General features: G+C 67.1%; 17 protein-coding genes. 14 read left to right on the plus strand and 3 right to left on the minus strand.

Annotation, left to right across the window (positions count from 1 at the left end; translation table 11 throughout):
- Nucleotides 1-74: 74 nt before the first annotated feature.
- Nucleotides 75-905, minus strand: a complete 831-nt coding sequence (locus tag BJG93_RS01180) for a type III pantothenate kinase (protein ID WP_027199547.1) — start codon at nt 903-905, stop codon at nt 75-77.
- Nucleotides 902-1,840 (minus strand): biotin--[acetyl-CoA-carboxylase] ligase, encoded by a 939-nt coding sequence (locus tag BJG93_RS01185; protein WP_027199548.1) that lies wholly within the window; start codon nt 1,838-1,840, stop codon nt 902-904. Before BJG93_RS01185 ends, BJG93_RS01180 begins: the two co-directional genes overlap by 4 nt.
- Nucleotides 1,841-1,984: 144 nt before the next feature.
- On the opposite strand from BJG93_RS01185, the gene BJG93_RS01190 reads away from it, so the two are divergent.
- The 10 genes from BJG93_RS01190 (at nt 1,985) to BJG93_RS01235 (ending at nt 10,759) form a co-directional block, all read left to right on the plus strand.
- Nucleotides 1,985-3,118, plus strand: coding sequence for an MlaE family ABC transporter permease (locus tag BJG93_RS01190; RefSeq protein WP_027199549.1), 1,134 nt, complete (start codon nt 1,985-1,987; stop codon nt 3,116-3,118).
- The gene (locus tag BJG93_RS01195) at nt 3,115-3,993 is read left to right on the plus strand and encodes an ABC transporter ATP-binding protein (RefSeq protein ID WP_034479808.1); all 879 of its coding nucleotides are present in this window, start codon (nt 3,115-3,117) and stop codon (nt 3,991-3,993) included. Before BJG93_RS01190 ends, BJG93_RS01195 begins: the two co-directional genes overlap by 4 nt.
- A 46-nt stretch (nt 3,994-4,039) precedes the next feature.
- The gene (locus BJG93_RS01200) at nt 4,040-5,011 is read left to right on the plus strand and encodes an MlaD family protein (RefSeq protein WP_027199551.1); all 972 of its coding nucleotides are present in this window, start codon (nt 4,040-4,042) and stop codon (nt 5,009-5,011) included.
- Nucleotides 5,012-5,041: 30 nt separating this feature from the next.
- A complete protein-coding gene (locus tag BJG93_RS01205; RefSeq protein WP_027199552.1) occupies nt 5,042-5,668 on the plus strand; it encodes an ABC-type transport auxiliary lipoprotein family protein in 627 nt (208 codons plus the stop codon).
- A gap of 31 nt (nt 5,669-5,699) precedes the next feature.
- Complete coding sequence (locus BJG93_RS01210) at nt 5,700-6,857, plus strand: VanZ family protein (protein WP_027199553.1); 1,158 nt, start codon at nt 5,700-5,702, stop codon at nt 6,855-6,857.
- Nucleotides 6,858-6,995: 138 nt separating this feature from the next.
- The gene (locus tag BJG93_RS01215) at nt 6,996-7,319 is read left to right on the plus strand and encodes a (2Fe-2S) ferredoxin domain-containing protein (protein ID WP_027199554.1); all 324 of its coding nucleotides are present in this window, start codon (nt 6,996-6,998) and stop codon (nt 7,317-7,319) included.
- A 31-nt stretch (nt 7,320-7,350) separates the two neighbouring features.
- On the plus strand, nt 7,351-7,995 hold the full coding sequence (locus tag BJG93_RS01220) for an alpha/beta hydrolase (protein ID WP_027199555.1): 645 nt from the start codon (nt 7,351-7,353) through the stop codon (nt 7,993-7,995).
- Between the two features lie 320 nt (nt 7,996-8,315).
- Entirely contained in the window at nt 8,316-9,545 is a 1,230-nt protein-coding gene (locus BJG93_RS01225; protein WP_027199556.1) for a D-alanyl-D-alanine carboxypeptidase family protein, read from the plus strand.
- A 13-nt stretch (nt 9,546-9,558) separates the two neighbouring features.
- The gene (locus tag BJG93_RS01230) at nt 9,559-10,518 is read left to right on the plus strand and encodes a D-amino acid aminotransferase (protein ID WP_027199557.1); all 960 of its coding nucleotides are present in this window, start codon (nt 9,559-9,561) and stop codon (nt 10,516-10,518) included.
- A complete protein-coding gene (locus BJG93_RS01235) occupies nt 10,490-10,759 on the plus strand; it encodes a DUF493 family protein (RefSeq protein WP_027199558.1) in 270 nt (89 codons plus the stop codon). Before BJG93_RS01230 ends, BJG93_RS01235 begins: the two co-directional genes overlap by 29 nt.
- A 21-nt stretch (nt 10,760-10,780) precedes the next feature.
- Here the strand turns inward: BJG93_RS01235 and BJG93_RS01240 are convergent, their stop codons facing one another.
- Entirely contained in the window at nt 10,781-11,764 is a 984-nt protein-coding gene (locus BJG93_RS01240; RefSeq protein WP_027199559.1) for a transcriptional regulator GcvA, read from the minus strand.
- 98 nt (nt 11,765-11,862) lie between these two features.
- Here BJG93_RS01240 and BJG93_RS01245 point away from each other — a divergent pair, with 98 nt between their 5' ends.
- From BJG93_RS01245 to ugpQ, 4 genes are all read left to right on the plus strand, one after another.
- Nucleotides 11,863-12,189: a DUF2917 domain-containing protein gene (locus tag BJG93_RS01245; protein ID WP_027199560.1), complete on the plus strand. Its 327-nt coding sequence runs from the start codon at nt 11,863-11,865 to the stop codon at nt 12,187-12,189.
- Between the two features lie 116 nt (nt 12,190-12,305).
- The gene (gene lipB / locus BJG93_RS01250) at nt 12,306-13,031 is read left to right on the plus strand and encodes a lipoyl(octanoyl) transferase LipB (protein WP_027199561.1); all 726 of its coding nucleotides are present in this window, start codon (nt 12,306-12,308) and stop codon (nt 13,029-13,031) included.
- Between the two features lie 13 nt (nt 13,032-13,044).
- Nucleotides 13,045-14,052: a lipoyl synthase gene (gene lipA, locus BJG93_RS01255; RefSeq protein WP_027199562.1), complete on the plus strand. Its 1,008-nt coding sequence runs from the start codon at nt 13,045-13,047 to the stop codon at nt 14,050-14,052.
- 98 nt (nt 14,053-14,150) lie between these two features.
- The gene (gene ugpQ / locus BJG93_RS01260) at nt 14,151-14,903 is read left to right on the plus strand and encodes a glycerophosphodiester phosphodiesterase (protein ID WP_027199563.1); all 753 of its coding nucleotides are present in this window, start codon (nt 14,151-14,153) and stop codon (nt 14,901-14,903) included.
- The last annotated feature ends 170 nt before the right edge of the window (nt 14,904-15,073 follow it).

Consider the following 15,073-nt stretch of genomic DNA (forward strand, 5'->3'; position numbering starts at 1 on the left):
AGAAACAAGTTGAGCTGGGGCGTGCGGGAAAAGCGCTGGCGCGACACCTGCCCGGCGATATGCGAGCGAGGCAATCAGACGCGCTGCCGCGCCGCATCCTCGGCGGCGATCAGTGCAAGCCCCGACAGCACCAGCGAATCGTGGCGAGTATGCGGTACTTTCAGCGCGCTCGCCACTGCGTCGGCGGCGCCGCCGCTGACCACGAGACGCACCGCCACCTGCCACTCATCCTGCAGATCCCGCCACATCCGCTCGATCAATCCCGCCTGCGCCAGCGTGCAGCCCGCCGACAGTGAGCGCGGCGTATCCGTCGCGAAGAACGGACCGCGGCGGGTCGCGTCGGCCGCGTCGAGCAGACTGCGTGCGTGCGCGGCGTCGAGTGCCGGCAGTTGCGCGGTATGCTCACCGAGCGAGCGCATCATCAGCGCCCAGCCCGGCGCAATCAATCCGCCGATGAACGCGCCGTCCGCGCGCAAGGCCTCGAGCGTCGTCGCGGTGCCGAAGGTCGCGAGCAGCAGATGCTCGCCGGGAAAGGTCGCGTGCGCGCCGATCATGCCGGCCCAGCGGTCGCTGCCGAGCGAGTGCGGTGTCGCGTAGCAATTGGTCACGCCGCATTGGCGAGCGCTCGCGCTGATCGTCGCAAGCGGCAGGCGCGGCCAGTGCGCATCGACGAGCGCCGCGATGCGCGTCCCGACCTCCGCGCCGGCGACGTTCGAGAGCCACGCGCCGCATGGCGCCGGCCGATCTGTCCAGGCCGGTTGCGCACCCGGCCGGGCGGGCGGACCGGCAAGCTCGTCATGCGCGAGCGCGCCGCTCGCCAACTGCGTCCCATCCGGCTGCACCAGCGCCCACTTGATCCGGCTATTGCCCGCGTCGATCAGCAGATAAGGCGCGCGCTGCGTCATGCCACACCGTCGGCGAGGCGCAGCGACACGTCGCCGGTCGCGATGCTTTGGCGGCCGGCGGCCGTATCGAGCAGCAACTGACCCCGTTCGTCGACACCCGCCGCCACGCCGCGCGCGAGTTCATCGCCTTGCTCGAGCAGGACGACTTCTCGACCCGCATAAGCATGCACCGCGTTCCAGCGCGGCTGGAACGGCGCGAAGCCATCGGCGCCGAAGCGCTGCAGCATCGGCTCCAGGGCGTTCAATTCGGCGGCGAGCGTGTCAGTCAGATTCGCATTCGGCAGCGCGCGCTGCAACGCGGTGGGTACGGTGCCGCGCGCCTGCGGCGGTACGTCGGCGTTGAGCGCGCCGACCTTCGCCGCGAGTTCATCGGCGCCTTTCACGTTGGTGCCGATGCCGATCACGACCGCGCTCGCATCGTCGGTGCTCCACGCCGTTTCGATCAGGATGCCGGCGAGCTTGTCGCCTTCGAGCAGCACGTCGTTCGGCCACTTCAGCGCGATCTGTCCGGGACCCGCGACCGGCAGCGAGCGCAGCCCGTCGACGAGCGCGACGCCCACCGCCAGGCTCAGGCCTGCGAGCCCTTCGAGCGGGCGCGGCAAGACGCACGCGACCGAAAACAGCAGCGCATTACCCGGCTCCGCGTACCACGGCCGGCCACGGCGGCCGCGCCCGGCGGTCTGCAGATACGCGACGCGCACGATCGGCCGCGGCAGCGCGCTCGTGCGGCGCGGCAGTGCTTTCACGCGCGCCATCAGGTCGGCGTTGGTCGAACCGGTTTCCTCGACGATTTCGATCGGCCAGTCATGCGCATGCACGCCGAACAGCTTGACTGCGCGTTCGCGATCGATGCGCCAGCCGGTCGAAGCCGACGACGGGACTGCGGCCGCGCTTGTCGCGGCGGGTGGGGAGGCGGAGGTCTTGGAGGCATTCATGGCCCATATTGTAGCCACAGCAAACCGGCCCGGGACGCCAGACGGCCGGCGGCGGGCGACGCGAATCGATGTGGATCGGTGCGGACCGGCGGCCGAGCCTTCGTTACAATGGCCGCTAATCCGATAACCAGATTCACGCGATCCTTGAACTACGACACTCCGCCCGGCCTTGAAGTCGCGGCCGGCAGCCAAGGCAAGATCGTCCGTCTCTCGGGCCAGTGGACGGCGCTCGCGCTCGCGCGCGATCGCGACACCGGGCACGTGATTCCGCTGCTGCGTTCGCTGACCGGCGCGCAGGGCATCGGCGAGTGGGACCTGTCGCGCGTCGACAGGATGGACCACGTCGGCGGCCAGGCGCTGTGGCGCGTGTGGGGCCGCAAGATGCCGCCGGGCACCGCGCTCACCGACACGCAGCGCGACATCTTCGAGCGCATCGCGCTGCTCGACACGGTGCGCGAGAGCGCCGAGCCGGTTACGCGCCTCGATCCCTTTACGCGTCTCGGCCTCGGGCTTTTCTCGTTCGTCGAGCATCTGCAGGGCGGCGTCGCGATACTCGGGCGCTTCGTGCTCGATCTGCTCGCGATCGTGCGCAAGCCGAAGCTCACGCCGTGGACCGAAATCTCCGCGAACATCTACAACGCCGGCGCCCGCGCGCTGCCGATCACCGCGCTGGTCGCGTTCCTGATCGGCATCGTGTTGAGCTATCTGTCGGCACAGCAATTGCGCCTCTTCGGCGCGAACCAGTTCATCGTCAATATCCTCGGCCTAGCCGTGATTCGCGAGCTCGGCCCGGTGCTGTCGGCGATTCTGGTGGCGGGCCGTTCGGGCTCGGCGATCACCGCGCAGATCGGCGTGATGCGCGTGACCGAGGAGCTCGACGCGATGCGCGTGATGGGCATCCCGCACGGGCTGCGCCTGATCCTGCCGCGCGTGATCGCACTGGCCGTCGCGATGCCGCTGCTCGTGATGTGGACCAACGTGGTCTCGTTGACGGGCGGTGCGCTCGCGGCGAAGCTCGTGCTTGGCATCGACATGAGCTTCTTCGCGCGGCAGCTGCCGAGCGTCGTGCCGATCGCGAACCTGTGGATCGGCCTTGGCAAGGGCGCGGTGTTCGGCATGCTGATCGCGATCGCCGGCTGTCATTTCGGCTTCCGTATCAAAGCCAATTCGCAGAGTCTCGGCGAAGGCACGACGACCTCGGTGGTCACGTCGATCACCATCGTGATTCTCGCGGACGCGGTGTTCGCGATCCTCTTTCAGAAAGTGGGGCTCGGATGATCGCACCACTGACCGAAGCCGTGCGCGGCCAGCCCGCACCGTCGATCGCCGAGCCGGTGATCGAGGTGATCGACATCACCAAGCGCTACGGGCGCAACATCGTGCATCAGCATTTGAACCTCGAGGTGCGGCGCGGCGAGATCGTGTCGATCGTCGGCGGCTCGGGGTCGGGCAAGACCACGCTAGTGCGCCAGATTCTCGGGCTCGAGCGGCCGTCGAGGGGCACCATCAAGCTGTTCGGCGAAGATCTCGCAACGATCTCTGCCGACACTGCGCTGCTGATGCGCAGCCGCTCCGGCATGCTGTTCCAGCGTGGCGCGCTGTTCTCGTCGCTGTCCGTGTTCGACAACATCGCGCAACCGGTGCGCGAGCTTGGCAAGGTGCCCGAAGACCTGCTGCGCGACATCGTGATGCTGAAGCTCGAAATGGTCGGATTGCCGTGCAAGCACGCGTCGAAGATGCCGTCGGCGCTGTCGGGCGGCATGATCAAGCGGGTCGGCATCGCGCGCGCGATCGCGCTCGAACCCGAGCTGCTGTTCCTCGATGAACCGACCGCCGGCCTCGACCCGGAGGCGTCCGACGAATTCGTCGAGCTGATCTCCGGGCTGCATCGCGCGCTCGGTCTGACGGTCGTCATGGTCACGCACGATCTCGACACGATGGTCGCGCTGTCGACGCGCGTGGCCGTGATCGCCGATCGGAAGGTGCTCGTCAACGCGCCGGTCGAGGAGGCCGCGGGCGTCGATCATCCATTCATCCGCGAATATTTCCTCGGCCTGCGCGGGCGCCGCGCGCTGCAGGCGCTGCCGCCGGAGCGCCGCGCGAAGCTGCCGCAGGCGGCACTCGAGCCGGCATCGTCCGAGTTGCCGCTGTGAAGCGGGCCGCCATGAACGGCGCCGCTATGAACCAGGAAAACTGACAATGGAAAACAAAGCGCATGCGTTCTGGGCCGGGCTCTTCACGGTCGTGCTGACGGCGGCGATCGCGCTGGCCGTATTCCTGTTCAACGTCGATCGCACCGAGCGGGTGCCGTACGACCTGATCGCGCGCACCAACGTGACCGGCCTCTTTGCGGACGCGGCGGTGCGCTTTCGCGGGCTCGACGTCGGCCGCGTGCAGTCGATCAAATTCGACCCGAGCCATCCGGGGCAGATCCTGATTCGCATCATGGTCGACGTGCACGCGCCGATCACGCATTCGACGTTCGGCAGCCTCGGCTTGCAGGGCGTGACCGGCATCGCGTTCATCCAGCTCGACGATACCGGGCGCGATCTGAGGCCGCTGCCTTCGTCGGCACATCAGGTCGCGCAATTGCCGATGCGCCCGGGACTGTTCGACCAGTTGCAGCAACGCGGCGACGTGCTGCTGCGCAAACTCGAAAGAGTCACCGACAACGTGAACGACATGCTGTCGCCGGAAATGGTCGCGCAACTGCACGACACGGCGGCGAGCATTGCGCAGGCCGCTTCGGGCGTCGCGACGCTGACTCGCCAGATGGGGCCCGTCGCCAGCAAGCTGCCCGGCACGATCGACCAGCTGAACCGCACGCTCGCATCGACCAACCAGATGATCACGAGCCTGAGCCGTCCGGACGGACCCTTCGAGCGCAACCTGAACAAGGCCGGCACGGCTGCGCAGCAGGCGGGCGACGCGCTCACGCAGATGAACGCGTCGCTGCAGGACCTGTCCGCCCGGGTCGGCTACGAGACGCTGCCGCGCTTGAATTCGTTGACCGAGGACGTGCGCTCGGCGGCGCGATCGATCGACCGCGCCGCCGACACCTTCAACACCAATCCGCGCAGCGTGCTGTTCGGCGCGCCGCGCGCGGCGCCGGGTCCGGGCGAGGCCGGCTTCGCGTGGCCCGCCGCTGCCGCCGCGCCAGCAGCCCACTAAATCCGCAGGCAAGAACAGAGGAAGATGCCCATGTCACGCTCGATTCACCGACTGTTGTCCTCGCGCGCAGCGCTCGCGGCGCTGCTCGCGTTCGGCGTGCTGGCGGCGGGCTGCGCGGGCACGTCCGCGGTGGTCTCGGACCTTCGCTACGACTTCGGGCCGCCGCCGCAGAGCGCCGCGGCGAGCCGGCTGCCGGCCGTCAAGGTGCTCGATGTCAGCGCGCCGTCCGTGCTCGAATCGGACCGGCTGATCTATCGGCTGAGCTACGCCGACGCGCAGCAGACGGCCGCCTACGCCAACAGCCACTGGACGATGATGCCGTCGCAACTGCTGACGCAGCGCCTGCGCAACGCGCTGAGCGAGCGCCGCACCGTGCTGACGGGCGCCGACGGCGTGGCCGCGCCAGTGCTGCGGGTCGATCTGACCGAGTTCGAGCAGGTGTTCGACAGCCAGACGGACAGCCACGGCGCGATCACCGCGCGCGCGACGCTGATGCAGGGCGGCAAAGTGATCGGTCAACAGACGTTCGTCGCGCACGCGCCCGCGCATTCGGCGGATGCGGCCGGCGGCGCGCGGGCACTCGCCGCGGCCAGCGACGACCTCGTCGCGCAGATCACCACGTGGCTCGGCTCGCAGGCGCTGGTCGCCGCGCAATGACGGGCAGGCAGCGCACGCATCGGAGCGCTGCATGAGCGAGCGTCCCTGGCTGCGCCGCCCATCGACGCTGGCACGTCAGGCGCTGCTGCTGTATACGGCACTGATCGTCTACGGGTCGTGGTATCCGTTCTCGGGCTGGCGCTCGCTCGGCATCGCGCCGTTTGCCTATCTGTTCGATCCCATGCCGCAGTACCTGACGGCGTTCGACGTCGTCACCAACGTGCTCGGCTATATGCCGTTCGGCGCACTGGTGGTGCTCGCGGTGTATCCACGCGGGCGCGGCGCGCTGGCCGTCGGGCTCGCGTTCGTGTTGGGTGGGCTGCTGTCGGGGGCGATGGAAGCCGTGCAGACCTATCTGCCGACACGTGTCGCCTCCAATCTCGACCTCGCCGCCAACACGCTCGGCGCGCTCGTCGGCGCGGCGATGATGTCGCCGTTGACCGGCGCGCTGCTCGATCGCGGGCTGCTCAGGCGTCTGCGGCTGCTGTGGTTCGAGCGCGACCATGCGACGCTCGCGTGCCTCGTCGCCGCGTGGCCGTTCGCGACGATGTTTCCGGCGCCGCGCCTGTTCGGTCTCGGCAATTGGCCGCGCGCGCTGTGGCTGAGCTTCGATCCGTCCACGCAAGACGCGCTGCTCACGTGGACGCCGTCCGCGTTGCACGTCGCCGCGTGGCCAGCGGCGGCCGCCGCCTGGCTGCCTGAGGACACGTGGGAAGCATTGATCACGACGTTGAACCTGTTCGCGGCGCTCGCGCTTGCGTCGGTGCCGCTGCGCCGTCATGCGCCGCGCGTGCGGCTGCTGTGCGCGTTCATCGTGGCGACCTTGTGCGTGAAGGCCGGCGCGACGTTCCTGCAATCGCAATCGGGCCTCGCGTTCGACTGGGCGACACCCGGCGGGTTGACCGGACTCGCGTGCGGCACCCTCGCGGCGCTCGTCGCGCTGCCGCTGCGGCGGCGCGTGCGCACGACGCTCGCGGGGATCGCGCTCGTCGTCGCACTCGTGTTCGTCAATCTGCTGCCGGTGAACCCGTATTTCGATGCCGTGCTCGCCGACTGGCGGCAGGGGCGCTATCTGCATTTCAACGGACTCGCGCGCTGGCTCGCGTGGATGTGGCCCTATGCGGCGCTCGTATGGCTCGCGTTCGCAGTCGAGCGGGCGTGGCTGAAGCGGCGCGCGAAGCCGGTGTGATCCGCTCGTTGCGTCGGCCGCCAGGCCACCGACGCCTGCACAGCCCGGTCGCTATAATCGTCCGCACGACGGGCGCCGCGGCAAACCGCATGCTGACAGCGCCATTGCATTTCCTTTCAGGCTCACCTCCCGGACATCATGGATTCCTTCTACAAGCACCACGTTTTTTTCTGTCTGAATCAACGCGACCCCGGTGCCGAGCGCCCGAGCTGCGCGAACTGCAACGCGCAGGCGATGCAGGAGTACGCGAAAAAACGCGTGAAGCAACTCGGCCTCGCCGGTCCCGGCCAGGTGCGCATCAACAAGGCCGGCTGCCTCGATCGCTGCGAATTGGGCCCGGCGCTCGTCGTGTATCCCGAGGCTGTCTGGTACACCTACATCGACGAGAGTGATATCGACGAGATCGTCGAATCGCATCTTGTGAATGGCAAGGTCGTCGAGCGTCTGAAGATCGATCAATAACGCGAACCACGAAACGATCCACAGGCATCCGATGAACGTCAACACGAAGAAGTATCTGATCGACGGTCCGGTCGGCAAAATCGAGGTCGCGCTCGACCTGCCCGACGACGTGCGCGAAAAAGGCGCCGCGCCGCGCGGCATCGCGCTCGTCGCGCATCCGCATCCGCTCTTTGGCGGCACGATGGACAACAAGGTGGCGCAGACGCTCGCGCGCACGCTCGTGCAATTGAACTACGTCACGTACCGGTCGAATTTCCGCGGCGTCGGCCAGACCCAGGGCGAGCACGACGCGGGCGTCGGCGAGCGCGACGATCTGGGCGCGGTGCTCGAGCACATGCGCACCGATCCGGATTACGGAGCTCTGCCGCTCGTGCTCGCGGGCTTTTCGTTCGGCACCGTGGTGCTGTCGCACGTCGCGGCGAAGCTGCGCGACCAGGGGCGCGACATCGAGCGCATCGTGTTCGTCGGTACCGCGGCGAGCCGCTGGGACGTCGCGCCGGTGCCCGAGGGCACGCTCGTCATTCACGGCGAGCTCGACGAGACCGTTCCGATTCAATCCGTTTTCGACTGGGCGCGGCCGCAGGAACTACCGGTCGTCGTGATTCCGGGCGCCGAACATTTTCTGCATCGCAAGCTGCATATCCTCAAGCGGATCATCCTCGACGCGTGGCGTTAAAACGCAGCCGCACATGTTTGCGGGGGACAGGTGCGCGCAAACGTGTGCAAATCGGCGCTGCGGGCGGGAAACTGACCAGGTAGCGCGCGTATAATGAGCGCTCTTTTTTTGGGCACAGCGCCGCCTCGCCGGCAGATTCGCGCGCCGCGGAGTCATTTCGCGAGACGGCGCGGCCGGATGCGAAGCGCTGCGCTCGCGAACCGAATGCGTGGCCATCAGTCCAACGGGCGCCCGCCGTTTTACGGCCAGATGCCCCGCCGACCGGCTCCCCCAACTGCGCGCGCTGTCGCGCAACGTATCTTTCTGCACGAATCGACCCTATGCGTTTCTCCCCTTCTGGCCGCACGTCACTCCCGTCAGTCGCTTCTTTCGTTCCCACTTCGCTTCATCGTGCCGTTGCCGTCGGCCTCGTGCTGCCGGCCACGCTCGTCGCGAGCGCCGCATTCGCGCAGGTGCCGCCGCCGGGCGTCAACGCGCGCTCGTGGGTGCTGGTCGACGCGACCAGCAACCAGGTGCTCGCGTCCGCCAATGCCGACGAACGCGTCGAGCCCGCATCGCTGACCAAGCTGATGACCGCGTATCTCGTATTCGAAGCGCTCGCCACGAAGAAGATCACGATGGATCAGACCATCGAGCCGAGCGAAGCCGTGCGCCGCGTGCGCAACGACGAATCGCGGATGTTCATCGAGGCGCTCAAGCCGGTGACGGTGCACGACCTCGTGTACGGCATGATCGTGCAGTCGGGCAACGACGCGGCGATCGCGCTGGCCGAACTGGTGGGCGGCAGCGAAGCACAGTTCGTCAACATGATGAACAACGAAGCGCAGAAGCTCGGCATGAAGCACACGCACTTCGCCGACGTGAACGGCATGCCCGACCCGCAGCACTACACGACCGCGGGCGATCTCGCGATCCTGTCGGCGCGCCTGATCCGCGACTACCCCGAGTACTACAACATCTTCTCGGTCAAGGAATTCACGTACAACAAGATCAAGCAGCCGAACCGCAACCGTCTGCTGTGGATCGACCCGACCGTCGACGGTCTGAAGACCGGCCACACGCAAGCCGCCGGCTACTGCCTGATCGCGAGCGCGAAGCGTCCGCTGCCGGGCACGACCGACGCGTCGCGCCGTCTCGTCTCGGTGATGATGGGCGAGACCAAGGAGCACGACCGCGTGCAAGACAGCCTGAAGATGCTGAACTACGGCTACACCGCGTACGACACGACGCGTCTGTACAAGGCCAATCAGGTCGTGGCCACGCCGCGCGTCTACAAGGGTTCGCAGGACAGCGTGCAGGTCGGCGTGAAGAGCGACCAGTACATCACGCTGCCAAAGGGCGCGGGCGACAAGGCGAAACCGCAAATCGAACTCAACGATCCGCTCGTCGCGCCGCTCGCGAACGGCCAGCAAGTCGGCACGGCCAAGCTCGTCGCCGACGGCAAGGTGCTCGCGCAGTTCCCGGTGGTCGCGCTGCAGCCGGTGCCGCAAGCCGGTGTGGTCGGCCGCGTGTGGGATTCGCTGATGCTGATGTTCAACAAGAAAAAGTAAAGGCCACCTTGCAATGACCGCTGTCTCCGATGTTTCGCCGGACCCGATCGTTTATCTGAACGGCGAACTGGTGCCGTTGTCCGAAGCGCGCGTGCCGGTGCTGGACCGCGGCTTCATTTTTGGTGATGGCATCTACGAAGTCGCGCCGTTGTACGCGCACGCGAGCGGACGCCGCACCGCGTTTCGTCTGAAGCCGCATCTGGCGCGGCTCGCGCGCTCGGTCGGCAAGATCGGTATCGTCAATCCGCTCGACGACGCCGGCTGGCGCGAACTGATCGAACGCGTGGTCAAGGCCAACGAAACGGACGGCGGCTTGCGCGCCGATCAGGACGCGATCGCCTACATCCAGGTCACGCGCGGCGTCGCGAAGCGCGCTCACGCGTTTCCGGCCGGCGTGAAGCCGACCGTGTTCGTGATGGTCACCGCGCTGAGCCTGCCCGACGCCGCGCAGCGCGCGAGCGGTGTCGCGTGCGTGAGTGCCGAGGATCGTCGCTGGCTCAATTGCGACATCAAGTCGGTGTCGCTGCTCGGCAACGTGCTGATGGCCCAATACGCGGCCGAAAACGACGCCTTCGAGACGCTGCAGTTCCGCGATGGTTTGCTGACCGAAGGGTCGTCGTCGAACGTGTGGATCGTCAAGGATGGCGTGCTGGCCGCGCCGCCGCGCAGCAACAAGATTCTCGAAGGCATCCGCTATGGGCTCATCGAGGAACTGACGGCCGAATGCGGCATCCGGTTCGAGGCGCGCGACATCACCGAGGCGCAAGTGCGGGCGGCCGATGAAATCATCGTCAGCTCGGCGACCAAGGAGGTGCTGCCGGTCACGCGGCTCGACGGCACACCGGTCGGCGCGGGCCAGCCGGGCGCGGTGTTTGCGGCGCTGTATGCGGCGTATCAGCGAGCCAAGGCAGCGCAAGCTACCGCGGCGCAAGAAGGAGCAGAGAATGAATCCCGAGAACGACTCACTGTTTGAATTCCCCTGCGATTTCCCGATCAAGATCATGGGCAAGTCGCACCCCGAGTTTGCCGCGACGATCGTCGAAGTGGTGCGCCGGTTCGACGGCGACGTCGATGCGTCGCGCGTCGAGACGCGGCCGTCGAGCAGCGGCACGTACACCGGGTTGACCGTCCACGTGCGCGCGACGAGTCGCGCGCACCTCGACGACATCTATCGCGCGTTGACCGGCCATCCGATGGTCAAGGTCGTGCTGTAACGCCGCAAAGGAATTTTCACCTCACGGCGCGACGCGCAACGCGTCCGCCGGCGTTTGCTCCGCCGCAAGGCGCGCACTCGCCGCGGGACCCGCCTCGCAGGCGCGGTCGAACAACTGCCTGAAGCGTCCCACCTCGTCGAACAACCAGTCGCGAAACGCTTTGACCCGCGCGGTCCCGAGCATCTGCGGCGGGCAGATGAAATAGTATTGCCAAGGGCTTGGCCCATCCACATCGAACAGCCGCACGAGCCGGCCTGCCGCGATTTCGTGCATCGCGAGCGAGCGGCGCGTCAGCGCGACCCCCTGGCCGTCGACGGCCGCCTGCAGCAGATTGGACGAATCCTGATACATCACGCCGCGTTTCGGCTCGGGCCAGTCGGCGAGGCCGGCCGCGTCGAACCACGGGCGCCATAGTTCGTCGTCGGAGCGCAGCAGCGGCACTTTGGCGAGATCGGCGGGGGTTTGCGGCAGCCTGCCGCCGTTGAAGTTGGGCGAGCACGCCGGGAAGAAAATCTCGTCGAGCAGCAGCTCCGCGTGCAGCCCCGGATATTTGCCGAAGCCGAAGCGGATCGCGACGTCGACGTCGTCGCGCGCGAAGTCCGTTAGCGCATTGGTGGTCAGCAGCTCGAGATCCCACTGCGGATGTGCCTCGATAAAGCTGCCGATGCGCGGCGTCACCCAGCGCGCCGCGAACGACGTCAGCATCGATATGACGAGGCGCCGCTCGCGGTCGCCGGCGCGGATCGCTCGGGTGGCGTCGGCGAGCTCCATCAGCGCGGCGCGCACCTTGGCGGCATAGCGACGGCCGGTGTCGGTGAGGCGCACGCGCTTGCCGTCGCGCACGAACAGCGAGACGCCGAGCTCGGCCTCGAGCGCGCGGATCTGATGGCTGACCGCGCCGTGCGTAACGAAGAGCTCGTCGGCGGCGCGCGAGAAGCTCTCGTGGCGGGCCGCGGCTTCGAACGCCTTGACCGCGTTCAGGGCGGGGAGTTGACGAAGATCCATCGCAATATTTCTCACATAGCCGTGAAAATTGATCGTTTTGTCCAGGTCCTTGCTGCACCTAGGATTCTAGTCATGAAACGATTTTTGGCGAGGGCATCATGCGAGAAATTTCCTCTAGCATTGCGTATGAAATCCGCACTGGCGACACGCTGTCGCTGAAGGTCGCACGCAGCACGAAGTTGCGAGCGCAAGGCGGCGCGGTGTGGGTCACGCGCAGCGACGACACGATGGACTACTGGCTGCAGCCCGGCCAGACGCTGCATCTGCGGCGCGGCGAGCGACTCTGGCTCAGCGCCGAGGGCGCCACGTTCGCGAAGGTAGCGTTCTCCGTGCCGACGCGCTGCGACGAGCGCGCGGTGAACTGGCTCGCGCGCATCGGCGAGCGCTGGATGATGCGCGTGCGCGGCGGCTGGCGCACGGTTTAAAGGCGGTGCGGCGCAAAAACCGCGCATGACGACGGGGCCGGCAGCGCGCCAGCTCCGCCGCCCAGCTTCCCGATGCCCGGGCGCGGTTTTGCAGATTTCGGTAAACTCGCGAAATCATGTGCGCCGCCCCGGTTTCTCCGTCTCCTTCGCCTGCCATCGAGCCGCCCACGCTGCGCTGGCTCGGCCGCGAACCTTACGAAGCCAGTTTCGACGCGATGCGCGCGTTCACCGACGCCCGCACCGCCGACACCCCCGACGAGATCTGGCTCGTCGAACATCCGCCCGTCTTCACGCTCGGCCAGGCCGGCGATCCGGCCCACCTGCTCGCGGCCGACAGCAACATTCCTCTCGTCAAGGTCGACCGCGGCGGGCAGATCACCTATCACGGGCCCGGGCAGGTGGTCGCTTATCTGCTGCTCGACCTGCGCCGGCGCAAGCTGATGGTGCGTGAGCTGGTCACCCGGATCGAGCAGGCCGTGATCGACACCTTGGCGGCGTATAATCTCGCCGGAGAACGCAAGGCGGGCGCCCCCGGTATCTATGTGGCGCCCGGGCTCGACGCCGGGCCGCATGCCGGCGCCAAGATCGCCGCGCTCGGCCTGAAAATCCGCAACGGCTGCAGCTATCACGGCGTGAGTCTGAACGTGAATATGGACCTGCGGCCGTTTCTCGCGATCAATCCATGCGGCTACGCGGGGCTCGCAACGGTCGACATGGCGGCGCTCGGCGTCGCCGCCGGCTGGGACGACGTGGCCCGCACCCTCGCAGCAAGTCTCACCGCAAACCTCGACGGCAATCCCGCGGCCGTCGCCCAACCGCAGGCCGGTGCGCTCACCGCCTGACTGGATCGAACGAATGACTGACGTAACCGCGAATTCCGCAGCAGCCACCTCCGCGCCCGAAGGCGCGCCGACCCCCGCCGCCTACGACGCCACCGCGAAGCAGAAAGCGCAAGCCAAGACCGCGCGCATCCCGATCAAGGTCGTCCCGATCGAAAAACTGAAGAAGCCGGACTGGATCCGCGTGAAGGCGGCTACCGGCAATTCTCGCTTCTACGAGATCAAGCAGATCCTGCGCGAGCACAACCTGCACACGGTGTGTGAAGAGGCGAGCTGCCCGAACATCGGCGAATGTTTCGGCAAGGGCACCGCGACCTTCATGATCATGGGCGACAAGTGCACGCGCCGCTGCCCGTTCTGCGACGTCGGTCATGGCCGTCCCGATCCGCTCGACGCCGACGAACCGGCCAACCTCGCACGCACCATTGCCGCGCTGAAGCTGAAGTACGTCGTGATTACCAGCGTCGACCGCGACGATCTGCGCGACGGCGGCGCGGCGCACTTCGTCGAATGTATCCGTCAGACGCGCGAGCTGTCGCCGCAAACGCGCATCGAAATCCTCACCCCGGACTTCCGCGGCCGCCTCGATCGCGCGCTCGGCATTCTGAACGCCGCGCCGCCCGACGTGATGAATCACAACCTCGAAACAGTGCCGCGTCTGTACAAGGAAGCGCGTCCTGGGTCGGACTACGCGCATTCGCTGAAGCTGCTGAAGGACTTCAAGGCGCTGCATCCGCACGTCGCGACCAAGTCGGGCCTGATGGTCGGCCTCGGCGAAACCGAAGCGGAGATCCTGCAGGTGATGCGCGATCTGCGCGAGCACGACGTCGACATGCTGACGATCGGCCAGTACCTGCAGCCGTCGGAGCACCATTTGCCGGTGCGCGCGTACGTGCATCCGGATACCTTCCGGATGTACGAGGACGAGGCGTACAAGATGGGTTTCACGCACGCCGCGGTGGGTGCAATGGTTCGTTCCAGTTATCACGCCGACGTGCAGGCGCACGGAGCCGGCGTGGTCTGACGCGCAGGCGTCTCGCTTCACGCAAGCGCAAAAACGAAAAAGCCCGCCGATGCGGGCTTTTTACTTGGACCGATCCTCGATCAGCAAGGAAACGACACGTGGCAATTAGGATCGATCGCGGGAACTCCGCACCATGGCCTTATCCGCGGCTGATCGCGCATCGCTGCGGCGGTACGCTCGCACCGGAAAACACGTTGGCCGGTTTCGACGCCTGCGTGCGCTACGGCTATCGTATGGTCGAATTCGACGCGAAGCTGTCCGCCGACAATGCGCTGTTCCTGCTGCACGACGACACGCTCGATCGCACGACCAACGGCCGCGGGCCGGCGGCCACTCACACATGGCAGGAACTCGCCGCTCTGGATGCCGGCGCGTGGCGCGGGGCGCAGTTCGTCGGCACGCGGCTGCCGACGCTGGCCGACGCCGCCGAGCGTTGCGCGCGCGACGGCATCGCCGCCAACATCGAGATCAAGCCGTGTCCCGGCCGCGAAGTCATCACCGGCACGCTGGTCGCCCAAGGCGCGCTCGCGCTGTGGAGAGGGCAGACGCCACCGCTGCTGTCGTCGTTTTCGTTCGAGGCGCTGGCCGCCGCGCGCGATGCCGCGCCGTCGCTGCCGCGCGGGATGCTGTTCGAACAGGTGCCGGCGGACTGGCTGCGCATCGTGAGCGAGCTCGACTGCGTGTCGCTGCATGCGAGCCACCGCTATCTGAGTGAGCCGCTGGTCGCGCAGATCCGCGCGAGCGGGCTGCGCGTGCTCGCCTATACGGTGAACGACCCGGCGCGCGCGCGATTGCTTGAACAATGGGGTGTCGACATGATCTGCTCGGATCGGCTCGACTTGTTGAGCTGACATCGCGCTCGCAGGCTCCGCACAAACCCCTGCGGGTTTTCCCGCAACCCCGCGCGCGATGGATTCCGGATTCTCCGACAGCGGTCGTCCGGATTTCCGGAAACCCGGACGACGGGCGCCGAGCGTCGGCGGAAAACCCATAAAAATCAAGGCTATTCGGCCGATATCGA

This window comes from Paraburkholderia sprentiae WSM5005, assembly GCF_001865575.2.
Taxonomy (GTDB): Bacteria; Pseudomonadota; Gammaproteobacteria; order Burkholderiales; family Burkholderiaceae; genus Paraburkholderia; species Paraburkholderia sprentiae.